Annotated in this window: 14 protein-coding genes; 6 read left to right on the top strand and 8 right to left on the bottom strand. The window is 40.4% G+C overall.

Annotated features, from left to right (window positions below):
* Positions 1-111 precede the first annotated feature (111 nt).
* The 7 genes from parC to FHG08_RS00990 are packed head-to-tail and all read right to left on the bottom strand — an operon-like array spanning position 112 to position 7,892.
* On the bottom strand, positions 112-2,409 hold the full coding sequence (parC, locus tag FHG08_RS00960; protein ID WP_010391560.1) for a DNA topoisomerase IV subunit A: 2,298 nt from the start codon (positions 2,407-2,409) through the stop codon (positions 112-114).
* A gap of 10 nt (positions 2,410-2,419) precedes the next feature.
* The gene (locus FHG08_RS00965) at positions 2,420-3,514 is read right to left on the bottom strand and encodes a sorbosone dehydrogenase family protein (protein ID WP_178956565.1); all 1,095 of its coding nucleotides are present in this window, start codon (positions 3,512-3,514) and stop codon (positions 2,420-2,422) included.
* 32 nt (positions 3,515-3,546) lie between these two features.
* Positions 3,547-5,436, bottom strand: coding sequence for a DNA topoisomerase IV subunit B (gene parE / locus FHG08_RS00970; protein WP_024600809.1), 1,890 nt, complete (start codon positions 5,434-5,436; stop codon positions 3,547-3,549).
* A 20-nt stretch (positions 5,437-5,456) separates the two neighbouring features.
* On the bottom strand, positions 5,457-6,020 hold the full coding sequence (locus tag FHG08_RS00975; protein ID WP_138608429.1) for a YqiA/YcfP family alpha/beta fold hydrolase: 564 nt from the start codon (positions 6,018-6,020) through the stop codon (positions 5,457-5,459).
* Positions 6,005-6,790, bottom strand: a complete 786-nt coding sequence (locus FHG08_RS00980; protein WP_138608427.1) for a metallophosphoesterase — start codon at positions 6,788-6,790, stop codon at positions 6,005-6,007. Before FHG08_RS00980 ends, FHG08_RS00975 begins: the two co-directional genes overlap by 16 nt.
* On the bottom strand, positions 6,777-7,235 hold the full coding sequence (locus tag FHG08_RS00985; RefSeq protein WP_138608425.1) for a DUF1249 domain-containing protein: 459 nt from the start codon (positions 7,233-7,235) through the stop codon (positions 6,777-6,779). Before FHG08_RS00985 ends, FHG08_RS00980 begins: the two co-directional genes overlap by 14 nt.
* Before the next feature lie 30 nt (positions 7,236-7,265).
* Positions 7,266-7,892 carry an NUDIX domain-containing protein gene (locus tag FHG08_RS00990; protein ID WP_138608423.1) on the bottom strand — a complete coding sequence of 209 codons (627 nt, stop codon included), beginning with the start codon at positions 7,890-7,892 and terminating at the stop codon, positions 7,266-7,268.
* Between the two features lie 205 nt (positions 7,893-8,097).
* Between FHG08_RS00990 and tolC the strand changes: the two genes are divergently transcribed.
* The 3 genes from tolC to FHG08_RS01005 all read left to right on the top strand — a co-directional run bounded on the left by tolC (position 8,098) and on the right by FHG08_RS01005 (position 11,362).
* Positions 8,098-9,456, top strand: a complete 1,359-nt coding sequence (gene tolC / locus FHG08_RS00995; protein ID WP_138608421.1) for an outer membrane channel protein TolC — start codon at positions 8,098-8,100, stop codon at positions 9,454-9,456.
* Between the two features lie 372 nt (positions 9,457-9,828).
* Complete coding sequence (gene lpxL / locus FHG08_RS01000) at positions 9,829-10,752, top strand: LpxL/LpxP family Kdo(2)-lipid IV(A) lauroyl/palmitoleoyl acyltransferase (RefSeq protein ID WP_069439864.1); 924 nt, start codon at positions 9,829-9,831, stop codon at positions 10,750-10,752.
* A 37-nt stretch (positions 10,753-10,789) separates the two neighbouring features.
* Positions 10,790-11,362, top strand: coding sequence for a toxin co-regulated pilus biosynthesis Q family protein (locus FHG08_RS01005; protein ID WP_138609258.1), 573 nt, complete (start codon positions 10,790-10,792; stop codon positions 11,360-11,362).
* Positions 11,363-11,409: 47 nt separating this feature from the next.
* On the opposite strand, the gene glnE is transcribed toward FHG08_RS01005, so the two are convergent.
* On the bottom strand, positions 11,410-14,205 hold the full coding sequence (gene glnE / locus FHG08_RS01010; RefSeq protein WP_178956566.1) for a bifunctional [glutamate--ammonia ligase]-adenylyl-L-tyrosine phosphorylase/[glutamate--ammonia-ligase] adenylyltransferase: 2,796 nt from the start codon (positions 14,203-14,205) through the stop codon (positions 11,410-11,412).
* A 78-nt stretch (positions 14,206-14,283) separates the two neighbouring features.
* On the opposite strand from glnE, the gene FHG08_RS01015 reads away from it, so the two are divergent.
* The 3 genes from FHG08_RS01015 (at position 14,284) to rsmE (ending at position 16,534) form a co-directional block, all read left to right on the top strand.
* Positions 14,284-15,177, top strand: coding sequence for a hypothetical protein (locus tag FHG08_RS01015; RefSeq protein ID WP_178956567.1), 894 nt, complete (start codon positions 14,284-14,286; stop codon positions 15,175-15,177).
* A gap of 77 nt (positions 15,178-15,254) precedes the next feature.
* On the top strand, positions 15,255-15,728 hold the full coding sequence (locus FHG08_RS01020; protein ID WP_178956568.1) for a hypothetical protein: 474 nt from the start codon (positions 15,255-15,257) through the stop codon (positions 15,726-15,728).
* Positions 15,729-15,799: 71 nt separating this feature from the next.
* The gene (rsmE, locus tag FHG08_RS01025; protein ID WP_178956569.1) at positions 15,800-16,534 is read left to right on the top strand and encodes a 16S rRNA (uracil(1498)-N(3))-methyltransferase; all 735 of its coding nucleotides are present in this window, start codon (positions 15,800-15,802) and stop codon (positions 16,532-16,534) included.
* The last annotated feature ends 45 nt before the right edge of the window (positions 16,535-16,579 follow it).

The raw sequence follows: 16,579 nt of genomic DNA on the forward strand, positions 1-16,579 counted from the left end.
ACGTTATTTTGTTGCGTAGACGAGAAAATAGCGCACAAGCGTGCGCTGAAATAAAACAGTCATAAAAAAACGGCTTACCTAGGTAAGCCGTTTTCTAATTTGATCTTAGGATTAACTTGGCTCTGCGTCTGAGCTTGGTTCATCTACTTGCTGCGGTGTTAACTCTACCACAGCTTCATCAACGCGCTGTAAGCCACGAGGTAACTTATTCCCCCTGCGCCCTCGCTCACCATGATAGTGCTCAAGGTCGCTTGGTTTAAGGGTCAGCTTACGTTTACCTGCATGCAGCGTAACACTACTGCCTTGTGGTACAACAGCTAATACTTTTACAAACTCTTCGCGGGCTTGCACTTTCGCACCCGGAATAGAAATAATTTTATTGCCCTTACCCTTACCTAGCTTAGGGAGGTCTCGCAGTGGGAATAACAACATCCGCCCTTCGTTAGAAATCGCCATACAGTAGTCAGTAGCCACGTCGTTAACGCGAATTGGCGAAAGTAACACACCACCTTTTGGCACACTCACTAACGCTTTACCGTTTTTGTTTTTACTCACTAAATCTTTAAAGTCAGTAATAAAGCCATAACCAGCGTCGGAGGCCATTAACAACACTTGAGCGTCTTCACCCATAACTACATGCTCAAAGCTGGCGCCCGAGGTTAAGTTAAAGCGCCCTGTCATTGGCTCGCCTTGGCTTCGCGCTGAAGGAAGACTATGAGCATCAGTAGCAAATGCACGCCCTGCTGAATCTAAAAATACCGCTGGTTGATTACTTTTACCTCTCGCTGATGCTCTATAGCCATCACCAGCGCGGTAATTTAATCCTTCCACATCTAAGTCATGACCCTTACCAACCCGTGCCCAGCCTTTATCTGATAACACCACGGTTACTGACTCTGATGGTATTAAATCTTTTTCGCTTAGTGCTTTAGCTTCTACACGCTCAATCACAGGCGAGCGGCGATCATCACCATACATTTCTGCAGCTTCTTGAATTTCTTTTTTCAATAAGGTCGACATGCGACGGTCTGAGCCCAGTGTTTGCTCTAATTTGTCACGCTCTTTCGCCAATTCATCTTGCTCACCACGAATTTTAAACTCTTCAAGTTTTGCCAAATGGCGAAGTTTTAATTCTAAAATGGCTTCTGCTTGAATATCTGTTAAATCAAAGCGCTCCATCAATATTGGTTTGGGCTTATCTTCAGAGCGGATGATTTCTATAACTTCATCAATATTTAAAAAGGCAGCTAGTAAACCTTCTAAAATATGTAATCGTGCCAGCACTTTATCAAGTCGATATTGCAAGCGACGACGTACCGTTTCGCGTCTAAAGGTTAACCACTCTGTTAAAATACTCCGTAAATCTTTAACCTGTGGACGGCCATCTAAGCCGAGCATATTTAAATTTACGCGGTAATTTTTTTCAAGATCGGTGGTGGCAAATAAGTGTGCCATTAATGGCTCAGCTTTAATTCGGTTTGAACGCGGCACAATCACAATGCGGGTCGGATTTTCATGATCAGATTCATCACGTAAATCGGCTACCATTGGCAACTTTTTAGCATTCATTTGCGCTGCAATTTGCTCAAGTACTTTTGCACCCGAACATTGATGCGGTAACGCAGTAATAACTATATCGCCTTGCTCTTCACAATACACAGCGCGCATTTTAATTGAGCCACGGCCAGTTTTATAAATTTTGTGAATATCAGCTTTTGGCGTAATTATTTCAGCATCAGTTGGGTAATCTGGCGCATGTACTAAATCCAGTAACTCTTCGAGCTCTGTTTTTGGTTTATCAAGTAATAAACAACAGGCACTGGCTACTTCACGCACATTATGCGGCGGTATATCGGTTGCCATACCTACCGCAATACCGGTGACACCATTAAGTAATATATGCGGTAAGCGCGATGGCAATACTAAAGGCTCATCCATGGTGCCGTCGAAGTTTGGCGTCCAATCAACGGTCCCTTGGCCTAACTCTTTAAGTAATACTTCAGAGAATTTAGATAAACGCGCTTCAGTATAACGCATTGCCGCAAACGACTTAGGATCGTCAGCTGCACCCCAGTTACCCTGACCATCAACTAACGGGTAGCGATAAGAAAACGGCTGCGCCATAAGTACCATGGCTTCATAACAGGCACTATCACCATGAGGATGGTATTTACCTAATACATCACCCACGGTACGGGCTGATTTTTTGTATTTAGCACTTGCCGATAACCCCAGTTCACTCATCGCATAAATAATACGGCGCTGAACGGGTTTTAAGCCGTCACCAACGTGCGGTAAGGCACGATCCATGATCACGTACATTGAATAATTTAAATAGGCGTCTTCGGTAAAACGCCCCATTGTTTGCTGTTCAATTCCTTGCATTAGCAAGGTATCTGTATCACTCATTAAAGCTTACCTAGTTTTTCTTATAGCTTACGCGGTAAATTACGTTAGCGTAATCATCGCTTACCAATAGACTGCCATCATTTAATTGTGCAAATGCAACAGGGCGTCCAAATGTCGTTTCGTCTTGCATAAAGCCGGTGATCAGTGGCGTATATTTAGTTACTTTGGCATTTTCTATGGTTGCCACAGCCACTTTATAACCAACCTTTTCAGAGCGATTCCATGAACCATGCTCAGCAACAAATAACTGTTGTTTGTAGCTATTTGGGAACTGTTTGCCGGTATAAAAATGAATACCCAATGGCGCAACATGCGCCCCCAATGCCAATGCAGGTTGAGTGTAATCAGCAATATTTTTGCCTTCACCAAACTCAGGATCAACAATAACGCCACCATGCACGTATGGAAAACCAAAGTGCTCTTCTTCCTTAGTAATGCGGTTTAGCTCATCAGGTGGAATATCATCCCCCATCATGTCGCGGCCGTTATCGCTAAACCATAGCATTTGCGTACTAGGATGAAAGTCAAAACCCACCGTATTACGTACACCTTTGGCTAAAGTCGTTATTTCTTTGGTATCGGTATTTAACGAAAAAATACGGCCAAAGCGAGCATCTTCCTCACAAATATTACACGGTACGCCCACGGGAATTATCAGCTCGCCATTTGGTGCAAAGCGCAAAAACTTCCAACCATGGTGACGCTCTGACGGTAAATCGCTATAAAACACTTCATACTCAGGATTTTTGAGGTGTTTATCGATATTTTTAAAACGGATAATCCGGTGCACTTCACCAACATATAAGTCACCGCCTTTAATTGCTAAACCCGAGGGCATATTTAATCCCTCTGCAATCACTATTTTTTTATCTGCCACGCCATCGCTGTTATGGTCAATCAGTGCATACACATTGCCCGCTTTACGAGACCCTGCATACACAATACCTCGGCTTGATACTGCAATTTGCCGTGCATTTTCAACATCATCAGCAAATAAGCTGATTTCAAAACCTGGTGCAGCGGTCAGCTTGTCGAGTATATTTTTCGCCATCACTGGCGATGATATTAAGCCCAGTAACAACAGTGTGCTAAATAATTTATTCATTTGCCTCTCCTGTTTTAAAGCCCAAAGGCTTATTAAACTTGTGCCTTATTACCATGATCCTCTAGCCATTGACGGCGATCTGATGAGCGCTTTTTAGCGAGTAGCATATCCATCATTTCCATTGTTTGCTGCTCCTCATCAAGAGTGAGTTGCACTAAACGACGAGTATTAGGGTCCATAGTTGTTTCACGCAATTGTAGCGGGTTCATTTCACCCAAACCTTTAAAGCGTTGTACGTTTACTTTGCCACGTTTTTTTTCTGCTTCTATGCGCGCTAAAATACCGGTTTTTTCATCTTCATCCAGCGCGTAGTAAACATCTTTACCAATATCAATTCTAAATAACGGTGGCATAGCAACATACACATGGCCAGTTTTAACTAATTGTGGGAAATGGCGTACAAATAAGGCACACAGTAAGGTGGCAATATGCAGTCCATCGGAGTCAGCATCCGCTAATATACATATTTTATTGTAACGTAGTCCCGACATATCGGTTGAGTCAGGGTCAATACCTAGCGCGACTGAAATATCGTGCACCTCTTGAGAGGCCAAAATTTGCCCTGATTCAACTTCCCAAGTATTTAAAATTTTACCTCTTAGCGGCATAATTGCTTGGAACTCACGATCTCGCGCTTGTTTAGCTGAACCGCCTGCTGAGTCACCCTCTACTAAAAATAATTCCGTGCGGTCATTATCAGCAGCACTACAATCGGTCAGTTTGCCTGGTAATGCTGGGCCTGATGTAACTCGCTTACGTACTACTTTTTTAGCCGCACGTAAGCGACGCTGTGCATTTGAAATACATAGTTCAGAAAGTAGCTCTGCGGTGTCAGTGTGCTCATTTAGCCATAAGCTAAAGGCATCTTTTACTACACCCGATACAAACGCAGCACATGAACGTGATGAGAGTTTTTCTTTGGTTTGCCCTGCAAATTGTGGGTCTTGCATTTTAACCGACAACACATAACTACAACGTTCCCAAATATCATCTGGGGTGAGCTTTACGCCACGTGGTAATAAATTTCTAAACTCACAAAATTCACGCATCGCCTCTAAAAGCCCTTGGCGCAGACCATTTACATGGGTGCCCCCTTGCGCGGTAGGAATTAAGTTTACATAACTTTCGGCTATCGACTCACCACCTTCAGGCATCCATACTACCGCCCAATCAGCGCCTTCAATAGAACTTGAAAACTCACCCACAAATGGGTCTTTAGGTAGTATTTCGTAACCTTTAACGGCTTCAATTAAGTAATCTTTTAAGCCTGTTTCATAAAACCATTCTTGGGTTTCTTTCGTTTGTTTATTTACAAACTTAATACGCAAACCTGGGCATAAAACCGCTTTAGCTTTTAATAAGTGATTAAGCTTAGTCAAAGAAAAATTAGCAGAGTCAAAATAGCTGGTATCTGGCCAAAAACGTACCGTAGTACCAGTGTTGCGTTTACCCACTGAGCCAATAACATTTAAATCTTCAACTTTATCGCCATGCTCAAAAGCCATTCTAAATTGCTGCGCATCACGGCGAACCGTTACTTCCACGCGGGTAGATAGCGCATTAACAACCGAGATACCTACGCCATGCAAGCCACCAGAGAATTGATAGTTTTTGTTTGAAAACTTACCGCCGGCATGCAGCTTAGTAAATATTAACTCAACTCCTGGAATACCTTCTTCTGGGTGAATGTCAATTGGCATACCTCGGCCATCGTCACTCACCTCAAGCGAATTATCTTCATGTAAAATGACATCAATACGTGTTGCGTGCCCAGCCATTGCCTCATCAACACTGTTATCAATAACCTCTTGGCCTAAATGGTTTGGCCTTGTGGTATCTGTATACATGCCTGGGCGGCGTTTTACCGGCTCTAATCCATTAAGTACTTCAATGGCTTCGGCGTTATAATTTTGTTGAGTCATAGTTTTTATCTTTATATACGCTAATATCTGATTTTAAGAAAATCGACAATGCTTGAAAAAGCTCGCTCAAAGCCATTAAAGCTATGATCGCCGCCAAATTCAATTAACTGTTTACATTGTGAGTAATACTTTATTGCGTGCTGAAAATTTAACACTTCATCCCCTGTTTGCTGTAATAAGTACATCAGTTCAGGGTGTTTTAACTCTGTCACCGTTAATGCTTTTAACGCATCTATATGACGAGATTGTAATTGGTAATTATAATCTTGATACGGATTATAATTAGGCCCAAGTATAGGCTCTAATAATGTATATGGGGCAACGGCAGGATTAATTACCACCGCAGGAATTTGATAACGCTGCGATAAATACGTGGCAAAAAAACCACCTAGCGAGCTGCCCAATAATACGGTATTCGGTGTTAATAGTTGTTCAAGCGCTATAATAGCCTCTACAGGCTCATGATTTAAACGCGGCACACAATAATCAACATCATAGTGTGCCATAAGCTCACCAAAGCGCACAGCTTTATATGATTTTTCAGAGCTATTAAAACCGTGAATATAAATTACCCGTTTAACCATACCACGTCCGAGTGTATGTGCAGCTGTTGTTGCTCAGCATTTAAATACAGCATGCGATAAGCTGACCCTTTATTTTCTTGCTGCCAAGTCTCACTGTGTTTACTAAACTGCACGCAACTTGCAGGAGTGGCGTACACATTAAGCCCTCTAAACTGCTGTTGGTAGTCATTGTGAACATGCCCATGAAACAGCGCATCAACGCGGCCATTATTAACTAATAAATTTAATAGTTGCGGCCCATTTTCTAGCATATGTTTATCTAGGTAGCCATTAATAGGCAATGGGTTGTGATGACAAAATGCAATGTGGCGATTGCTTGAATTAACTAAGCACGCCATAATTTCATCCAAATGTGTGGCGCTAACCCACCCTGCTGGTGTATCACCTTTAGAGTTAATTAATATTAGCTCAATTCCTTGTGCCACTATGTGTTTAGCGTGTTGTATTTGTCCACCACTAATTAAATTAAGCTGTTCAATCTCATCATGGTTACCAGGCACCCAAAATACGGGGCAATCAACGTCACTATTATGAATAAGTTCTGCAAATAATAAATACGAATTAAAGCTGTGATCTTGCGTTAGGTCACCACCAAATATCAACGCATCAGGCTGCTGCTTTGCTATATCGGCCAATGCTTTAACAAAATGTTCAGCGGTATTAACGCCAAAGTATTCAGCATCTTTATCACTAAAAAGGTGGCAATCAGTTAGGTGTGCAATTCGAAGCGTAGTTTGTTCAAAATAATAAGTGTCATCAAACCAAGCCATTATTTACATCCCAATTAAGTGTTGATTGACCTCTTTCAACACACGCTACCAACCAGTCATACAAAAAAGCATTTAACTGATATTTTTCATCTTTTTGATGCATTTTTGGGTTAGGGTAACCATAAGAAGGCTTAATTCGTTGGTGGTAGTCATGATGAACAATTTCAGCCACCTTCGCATCATTGTACAAACGTACCGTTAAATACAGCGGTGCAATGCCAACGAGCATGCCATTTAACTGTTTAATAGACACATCGAGTGTGTATTTGGCACTATCATCTATGTGAATTGCAAATTCACTGTGGCCTAATTTAATTTCTCTTACATTGCCAATCACTCGATCATGAGGCAGTAATTTTAAAAGGCGTACGTAATTGTGCTCACAAAGCGTTAAATACTTTGGAAGGCTTTGAATGTACCGATTAGTGGTTAAAATTGCTGTCAAAATACCGCCATTACTATTAAAAATTAAAAACTATGCCCACTTTTTACGTATCTTATCGCGATTTAGCGCTAACCATTGCAAGCTAATTACGGTAGCGGCATTATCTATTTCACCACTATTAAGTCGCTGCTGTGCTTCGTCTACGTGCATAATATGGGTTTTAATATCTTCACCTTCGGTTTCTAACCCATAAATGCCAGTACTCATTTGGCTTAAATCGGCGTGAGCTAAATATAAGAACAAACGCTCTGTAGTACCGCCGGGGCTTGAAAGGTAAGACAGCATAAACTCAAGTTCTGTTAAATTAAGCCCTGCTTCTTCAAACGCTTCTTTTTTAACAACCGCTTCGTAATCTTCACTGTCATCGGTCATACCCGCTATACATTCTAACAGCCAAGGCGTATGTTTGCTTTTAATTGCGCCAATTCGAATTTGTTCTATGAGCAATACTTGCTCAGTCACTGGATCATAAGGTAATACCGCGACCGCATCGCCACGCTCTAAAATTTCTCGACGAATAACCTCAGACTCTCCACCTGCAAACAAGGCATGCTGAAATTGATAAAGGTTTATTTTAAAAAACCCCTTATACAAATTTTCAACCGGTTTTAATCTCACATCATCATGGGTAAATTGAGTACGACTTTTATTCGCCATGTTTTTTATTTCCTTTTTGAAAGCGTAGATACATCAACGCCTTGATTGCAAGCCCCATTAAAACGCTAAATTGAGCGAATGAGGCGTGTTAGGTATATATTCTGTTACACTTGAGAACGTTGTTTTACTAATTTTTTTTTTAGTTATTAAGTAAAACAGGTTAACATGCCTGTAGTACAAAAATTGTCTAAGGACCGAACATCACATGAAAAAGAACATCCTTGCAGCACTGGTTAGTTTATCATGCGCATTGGGCTCAACCGTAGCCAATGCTGAAGATTTACTTCAAGTTTTTGAAATCGCAACAGCCAACGATCCTACCGTTTTAAAAGCAAAAGCCCAAGCTGATGCTCAATCATACCAAAGCGATCGCGCTATGAGCGCATTATTACCGCAAATTGGTTTGACTATGGGTTATACAAAGTCTGACTCAACTTCCTTCAGACAATCTGAAGATTTATCTTCTATTAATAAAATTAATTCTGAAAGCGACGAGTTTTCTCGTGGTATTAGCTTAAGCCAAACGTTATTTGATTTAGGCGCATGGAATTCATTAGGTATAGCCGACAAACAAGCACTTCAAGCAAGCGGCCAATACGACTTTGCCAAGCAAAACCTAATTGTTCGTGTTGCTGAGGGTTATTTTAACGTACTTAGCGCTATTGATAACCTTGAATTTGTACAAGCTGAAAAACGTGCCATTGAGCGCCAACTTGAACAAACTAAACAGCGTTACGCTGTAGGTTTAACAGCTATTACCGATGTACATGAAGCACAAGCACAATTTGATAACTCAGTAGCGCAAGAGATCATTGCTAATAATGCGGTAGAAACAGCCCGTGAGCAGCTACGTGAGATCACTGGTAAGTATCACGCAAAACTTGATATGTTAAACACCAAAACGTTTTCTACTGTTAAGCCAAGTACGCCTGCAACTGATTTAGTTAAAATAGCTAAAGACAAAAATTTGAATCTGCAGGTATCAAAAATCACGGTTGATATAGCTAAAGAACAAATTGAACTCGCAAAAGCAGGTCATTATCCAAAACTAACGTTAAATGCTAGCTACGGCGACTCATTGACAGATAGCGAGTCAAATGGCGTTAGTTTTGACGATCAACCTCGTTCAGATTCTAGCTCTATTGGACTAAACTTTAGCGTACCACTTTACTCAGGTGGCGCAACGGTTGCTGCAACAGATCAAGCACGTGCATTTTACGTTGCTGCTAGCCAAGATTTTGAAACCGATTATCGTGCAGTAACTCGCTCTGTAATTACTTCTTACAATCAAGTGGTATCTGACATTGCGACATTCAAAGCGCTTGAGCAAGCGGTTATCTCAGCAGAAAGCGCATTAAAAGCCACTGAAGCGGGTTTTGAAGTAGGTACACGTACAATCGTTGATGTACTGATCAGTACGCAAAACTTGTACAATGCAAAGCGTAATCTTGCTGATGTGCGTTATCGTTATGTTGTATCAACGCTTCGCTTAAAACAAGCGACAGGAACATTAAGCCGTGAAGATTTAGTGGGTATAAACCAAGGTTTAAATACTGTTAACTAAGCAGACGACTTCATTATAAATAATCACTAAAGCCAGCTTTTTGCTGGCTTTTTGTATTTTTTAACACATAGCGTTAAACTAGGGTCTGTTGACCTTTCAAGGTTAAATTTGCAGCAGCCTGTTTGGTATTAAGGCAAGGCAGAGCCTATGTGGTGTGGTTATTCCCCATTAATAGGCGATAACGCCGCATTAATGCCAAACAGGCGCTGCCCGAAGGGTTCTGCCTAGGGGCAATTAACTCTTTGTTGCTCGGTTTTTACTTAGCCCACTAGGTTACAAACCTCGCGCCGCGATTAAATTGCCCCTAGTTTGAACAAATATTAATCCGCAAAGGTCAACAGACCCTAGCCTTTTATTTTTAGAGAAATTTTTGTGGTTAACTCATCCCCTTTTAAAGCCTCTTTTTTAGGTCCTCGTTACTGGCTAACCTGGATTGGTGTTTTGTTTTTATATCTCATTTCTTGGTTACCGCAAAAACTACAATTAGCTATGGGTAAGCAGCTAGGACGCTTGGTTCATAAATATATGAAGCGTAGAAGGCATATTGCTGAGGTTAATATTAAACGCTGTTTCCCCACAATGAGCGAAGCCGAGCAACAACAACTGGTACTTAAAAATATGGAAAATACCGGTATTGCCATGGTTGAAACCGGTATGGCTTGGTGGTGGCCACAATGGCGGGTCAAAAAAGTACTCGGGTCAATAAAAGGGCTTGAGCACTTTGAGCGCGTACAACAATCAGGAAAAGGTGTTTTATTACTTGTTCCACATATACTTCATCTTGAAATGACAAGTCGTGTAATGGGTTTGAAGTGCCAAGGTATTGGCTTTTACCGCCCGCATAACAATCCGCTTATGGAATACTTTACCACCAATGGACGTCTTCGCTCTAATGAATACATGGTTGGGAAAAAAGACGTAAAAGGATTATTAAAATCATTAAAAAATAAAAAGCTGTGTTATTACTTACCCGATCAGGATTATGGCCGTAACCGCTGTGAGTTTGTGCCTTTTTACGCAGTACCCGATACAGCAACCACCACTGGTACACTAATGTTTGCAGGTAGTAAAAACTGCGAAACAATGAGCTTAATTGCTTACAGGGATAACAACGGAAAGTATCACTTAGAAATCGTACCTGAGCTTGAAAATTTCCCAAGCGGCGATGATAAAGCCGATGTAACACGTGTTAATCAGCGCATGGAGCAATCAATAAATGCCGCCCCTGAACAATATATGTGGTTGCATAGACGTTTTAAAACACGCCCAGATAAAGACGCTCCATCTTTTTATTAAAGATGGGTTATTAAAATAACAAAGACGAGTAACAGCCATGTGGTTTTGGATTAGATATATACTTTTAGCTTTATTGTTAATTGGTGCAGCCATTTACTTTTTACTAAATGGTACATCGTCGCTCAATTATCAACAAACCACTAATGCTGCGGCTGAGGGATTATCGCGGTTTTATGCATCAATTAGAGATAGGATTACTACCGATAAAGACAATGACAAATTTGTAATTGAACTCGAAAAACCCGATCTTAGTCTCGACAGAGCGCTAAACCAACGCTCTTTTGTAGTAGAACCCATGCCTTTAAATTGGAGTGGAGAAGTAGGCCCGCGTCGCTTTCAACCTGATTCAACCTTACGTACCGTTCTTACCCAATATGCTAATAACGAAGGGGTTACATTATTATGGTACTTAGATAAGGATTACGTTGTTAAAGATCACTTTCGAATCGATAGCAGTTTTAATTCCGCTTTATACCGCGTTAGCCGCTCTATTAATGATGACTTTTCAAATGAAGTATATGCATTCTTTTGCCCTAAACAACGTGCAGCGGTAATTACCGAGCTACCGTCTGAATTTGTACGTACACACTGTTTAAAGCTAAGTAATTAACTGCGATTTATAGGCGCTCAATAATAATCGAGCGCCTATGTATTTATTCAATTTAATTCAAAAATAGCCTGCCATATCGACGTGACATTTTTAATATCTTCACTAAAATCTTCACGTTTTACGCAGCGACCCTGCTGATCTAAGCTCAACACATGATAGCGTGAGCGATAATCTATATAGGCTTTAATAAGTTGCTGTTTCTGTGTGTCTGTAATGCAACCAATTTTAGCCGCGTCCGTTAAAATTCTGACATTGTCAGAATAGTCGCATAAATGGGTAAATTCATGAGCGTACTTTAATACTAAATATTGGGTGATAAACTCAATATCGGTCATCGCCCCCACGTCTTGTTTTAAATCAAACTGCTGTTCGTTACCTTTAGCTAAATGACCACGCATTTTTTCGCGCATTTTAATTACGTCGGTCTTTAGCAGTTCAACATCACGTTTTTGACACAATATCTCGGCGCGAATTTGTGCAAAACGCGTTACTAATTCAGTTTGGCCTAAAATCAGTCTCGCTCTCACTAAAGCTTGATGCTCCCACGTCCATGCTTGGGTTTGTTGATAATGATTAAAACTCTCTAAGTTAATCGCTAATAACCCTGATGCCCCCTCTGGGCGAAGTCGAGTATCTAATTCATATAAAATACCTGAAGCAGTACGGGTATTAAATAAATGCATTAATCGTTGCGCTAGTTTTAAATAAAACTGTCTTGAGTCAATTGCTTTGTCGCCGCTGGTGTAGCTGGTACCGTCATGGTTATGCACGAACACTAAATCGAGATCAGAGTCATAACCCACCTCAAAACCGCCAGTTTTTCCATACGCAATAACGGCAAAGCCTTTATGCTCATCATCGGTATTGGGTGGCATGCCAAAACGTTTAACACAATGATACCAAGCAATATTAACAGCCTGATCAACTATTGCTTCTGCAAGTGCAGTTAAGTGATCGCTTACTTTCATTACATCAATTACGCCAGTGGCATCTGCGGCAGCAATCCGTAACTGATGAGTTTGTTTAAACTGACGTAATGCCTCCATTTGTTGTTCAAGATCGTCATGTTCAATACGTAAAAAATACTGTCTTATTTCATCTTTATATGCTGTTAATGGGGTCGGTTTGTATAGCACTGCAGGGTCGATAAGTTCATCGAGCAAAATGGGATACAATGAAATATGCTCTCCAATCCACTTACTATGGCAACAGAGCAAAACTAACTGCTTTAACGTTCCAGGGTTTTCATACAACAACTCTAAATAAGCGGTGCGCGAAATAATTTTATTTAGTATTTGGCATACCGTTGTAAACGCACTGGCAGTAGCATTAAAGTCATTTAATTGCTTGAGCAATGCAGGCATTAATTTATCAAGAATATCGCGTCCACGGTTGCCCACTTTGGCTTTAGATAGGCGCTGTTTGAAGTCATGTAATGGTGTTTGCCACTCTTCTCTTGGTTCATTCAAAAAGCTAACATCACCATGATCCCAAGTACTTATAAACGCGCCTTCACAAGTATCAAGTGGTTCGGTTTCTTCACCAATTACCTGAATAAACTCATTATGAATTTGCGCCATGACCTGTTCTATTTTTTCAATAGCTGAGTCAAAATTACCTTGCTTCAACAATACATTCAGCCGTTGCTGATTTAGCTCATCATCAGGCAGAGTTTGTGTTTGCTGATCATCAAAAATCTGTAGGTATTGCTCTACCATACGTAAATAAAGATAGTTATTTTTAAGCCCTCTGGCTTCATGCTCATCAATCACTTGGCTAAAAGTTAGCTGCTCTAATGCAGTTAATAGAGATTGTGTTTGTAAATTTGCTTCTCTGCCGCCCCTGACCATTTGCAATGCTTGAACAATAAATTCAACTTCGCGAATGCCGCCACCACCTAATTTAATATTATTTGTTAAGCGCTTACGACGCACTTCTTGGGCAATCATGAGTTTCATTTTTCTAAGCGATTCAATCACCGAAAAATCAATATAGCGGCGATAAACAAAAGGTCTCAGCAAGGTATTAAACTCCTGCCAATAACGATTAGGCGTGCCAATTAAACGCCCTTTTAACATCGCATAGCGCTCCCAATCACGCCCTTGCTCTTGGTAGTAATCTTCAATGGCATTAAAGCTCATCACCAACGGACCACTTTCACCAAATGGGCGCAGACGCATATCAACCCGAAATACTTGGCCATCCACGGTGCATTGGTTCAGGGCTGTAATTAACTTTTGGGCCACTTTAGTATAAAAAACAGATGCTTCGAGCGAGCGACGACCGCCTTGGGTTTTAACGTTGCGGGGGTATGCAAAAATAAGGTCGATATCAGATGAGTAATTTAGCTCTTGCCCTCCTAACTTCCCCATGCCTAGTACCATTAATGGTAAAGCGTTTTTATCTTCATCTAATGGTTCACCATTAGTTTTAGCAACATTATTGTAGGCCCATTGATTAGCACTATCTATCAGTTTATTGGCAAGTTCACTAATGTATTTAATGCTATCCGCAATTGAGTTTTCACAACATAAGTCTAAAAAAGCGACTTTTAGCCAGTACTTTTCACGATATTGGCGCAGTAATTGATGACACTGCTGCTCTTCGACTTCATTAATATTAAGTGTTGCAAAGGGATCTGAAATTTCTCTATTGTTAATTTCAACTTCGCATAGCAACCAAGACAACAGCGAAGGTTGAGAGCTTAAACTGCGCCAAGAAAAATCACTTAACGCTAATAAACGCACGATTTGCTGCTGGATTTGTTGTTCGGGATACAGCGTTGCAAAACGCGTTTCACCCAGTTTTTGTAATTCAATAGGAAGCTGCGTGTCGTTACTCATCAATACCCTCTTTTATCTCACCAATAACCATACTAGAATGGTTAAAAACCTATCAAGGTAAATCTATTTAGGAACACCATGTCATATTTATCATTATCTAACACTAGTTTAGTTGCGATTGCTATTAGTTTTGTGGTTATTTGTATTATTATCATCAGTTTAAGAATTATTACTCAAATAAAAGCAAAACAAGCACTTAAAGAAGAATTAGCGCAACATGATAACTTTGCAATGGGAATTAGTTTTGCTTCTGAAATATCAGTGGTGATCGCCACAATGGCATTTTTGTTCGATGAAATTAGTGTTAGCACCGCTCAATCAAATCCACTGAAAGTCATTTTGTTAATTGTGCTGTTATTTTCGTTTATAAAAATGGGACATTTAATCCACCGTAAGTGGATATTACGCCGCTTTAATGAAGAAGCAGCTATATTAAAACAAAACGTTTGTGCGGCGCTGGTTGATTCAGGCATGCTGATTGCCAACTGCATTTTAGTATTGGGTTTATATACGTGGACACACACTCAAGGCTTTAGTAATTTATTAATAGCCTCGGTAAGCTTTTTTGTTTTACAAGGCATGTTTGCCCTAGACAGTAAAATACGCGAAAACCGCTTTGCTAAAGCCAACCAAGGGGCCTCGTTGCAAAGTAACTTTGGTTTAGAAAACACCTCCATTGGTATTCGCTATGCGGGTAAATCAATAGGCTTAGCTCTTGCTGCATATGCTGGTTTATCGAGTGCGGCGTTTCAAAACGGTAAAATGGTAGAGAACTTATTTACTTTGGTAATGCATTGCGGTGTGATGTGGCTGTTACTATACTGTTTAACGTATATTATAAAAATTATTTCAATGCCAAATATAGATACCGCACTTGAAGTCGACCATCAGGATAATATTGGCATTGCCTGTATTGAATTTGCTGTATTTTGTGCTATTGGTTATTTATTAATAAGTATGTTTTCAATTTAGTACCAAACTCATTAAATTTAGCCGTTGCTAAACGTCCCTATTTAATTGTTTGGTAAATTAACAGGGACTTTAGGTATATGGCAATTAAAACAGGAAGTTATCTATTAATTGATATAGATAACGAGTTCAGTCGAGCATTTGTAAAGTATTACATAAATACTAATGATGCTGCTAAAAAAGACATCATTATAGCCGGTGCGAACACGCAAAAGCTGGTTAAAATGATGTTTGATGAACTCGTTAAAGATTATTGCTATTGCGATATTGAGAACGAAATCAGTATTTCAGAACTGGCCAGCTACCTTCACGAACACCATAATGTTCAAGGCGTATTATTCAATCAAACAGATTATTTGCTCGCTGATGATACACAGCGCTTTATTTATAATTCATTACATGAAAAGCGCTATATTATTAGTCAAACCAATCATGGCTATGACATTAACCCCATAAATGAAGAGTGCCATTCAAATCATTTGTCCTGTGATACCGATATAGCCCAAACCGCACAAGAACTAATAGAGCTTGCAGTCCCTGAATATGAAAAATAAATAATTGCACCCAAGCCTTTGCTTACTTACCATAGAGGGATATAACTTCTATGTAAAAAAAGTGATTTGCCATGCGAGTGCCTCATATTTATCAATCATCACCAATTGCCCTTAATACTCCTTTAAACCTTGACGATGATGCTGCTGGGCACATAGGTCGAGTGTTGCGCATGAAAGTGGGCGAGCAGGTTTCTATTTTTAATGGTGAAGGCGGAGAATTCCTCAGTGAAATTATTGAGGTGAGTAAAAAGAGCGTGGTTGTTATGCCACTTGAATTTAATCCTCATGACGTTGAATCACCATTAAAAATTCATTTAGGCCAGTGCGTATCCCGTGGTGACAAAATGGATTTTACCATTCAAAAGTCTGTTGAATTAGGGATCACTGAAATCACTCCTATTTTTAGCCAGCGCTGCGGCGTAAAACTAAGTGGCGACCGCTTAGAAAAAAAACACCAGCAATGGCAAAAAATAGCCATTGCCGCATCAGAGCAATCTGGGCGCAACTTTGTGCCAAAAGTACACTCACCTGTTGATTTAAAAACCTGGCTTGAACAGCAAACAGCTGCCATTAAATTAACTTTGCATCCTCGCGCCGAACACAGTATTAAAACTATTACCATTCCCGATGACGGCGTGCGCTTTTTAGTAGGGCCGGAAGGCGGATTTACTGACGATGAAATAGCACAAACAAAGCAACAAGAATTTGTAGATATTCGCTTAGGCCCGCGGGTACTTCGCACAGAAACAGCAGCGTTAACCGTTTTAAGCGCACTGCAATTACAATTTGGCGATTTAGCTAATTGAAATAACAAAAAGCACCCACATATCAAGGTTACAGTTGTAAAAAAC

Origin of the sequence: Pseudoalteromonas sp. Scap03, from assembly GCF_013393115.1 — a bacterium.
GTDB lineage: Bacteria > Pseudomonadota > Gammaproteobacteria > Enterobacterales > Alteromonadaceae > Pseudoalteromonas.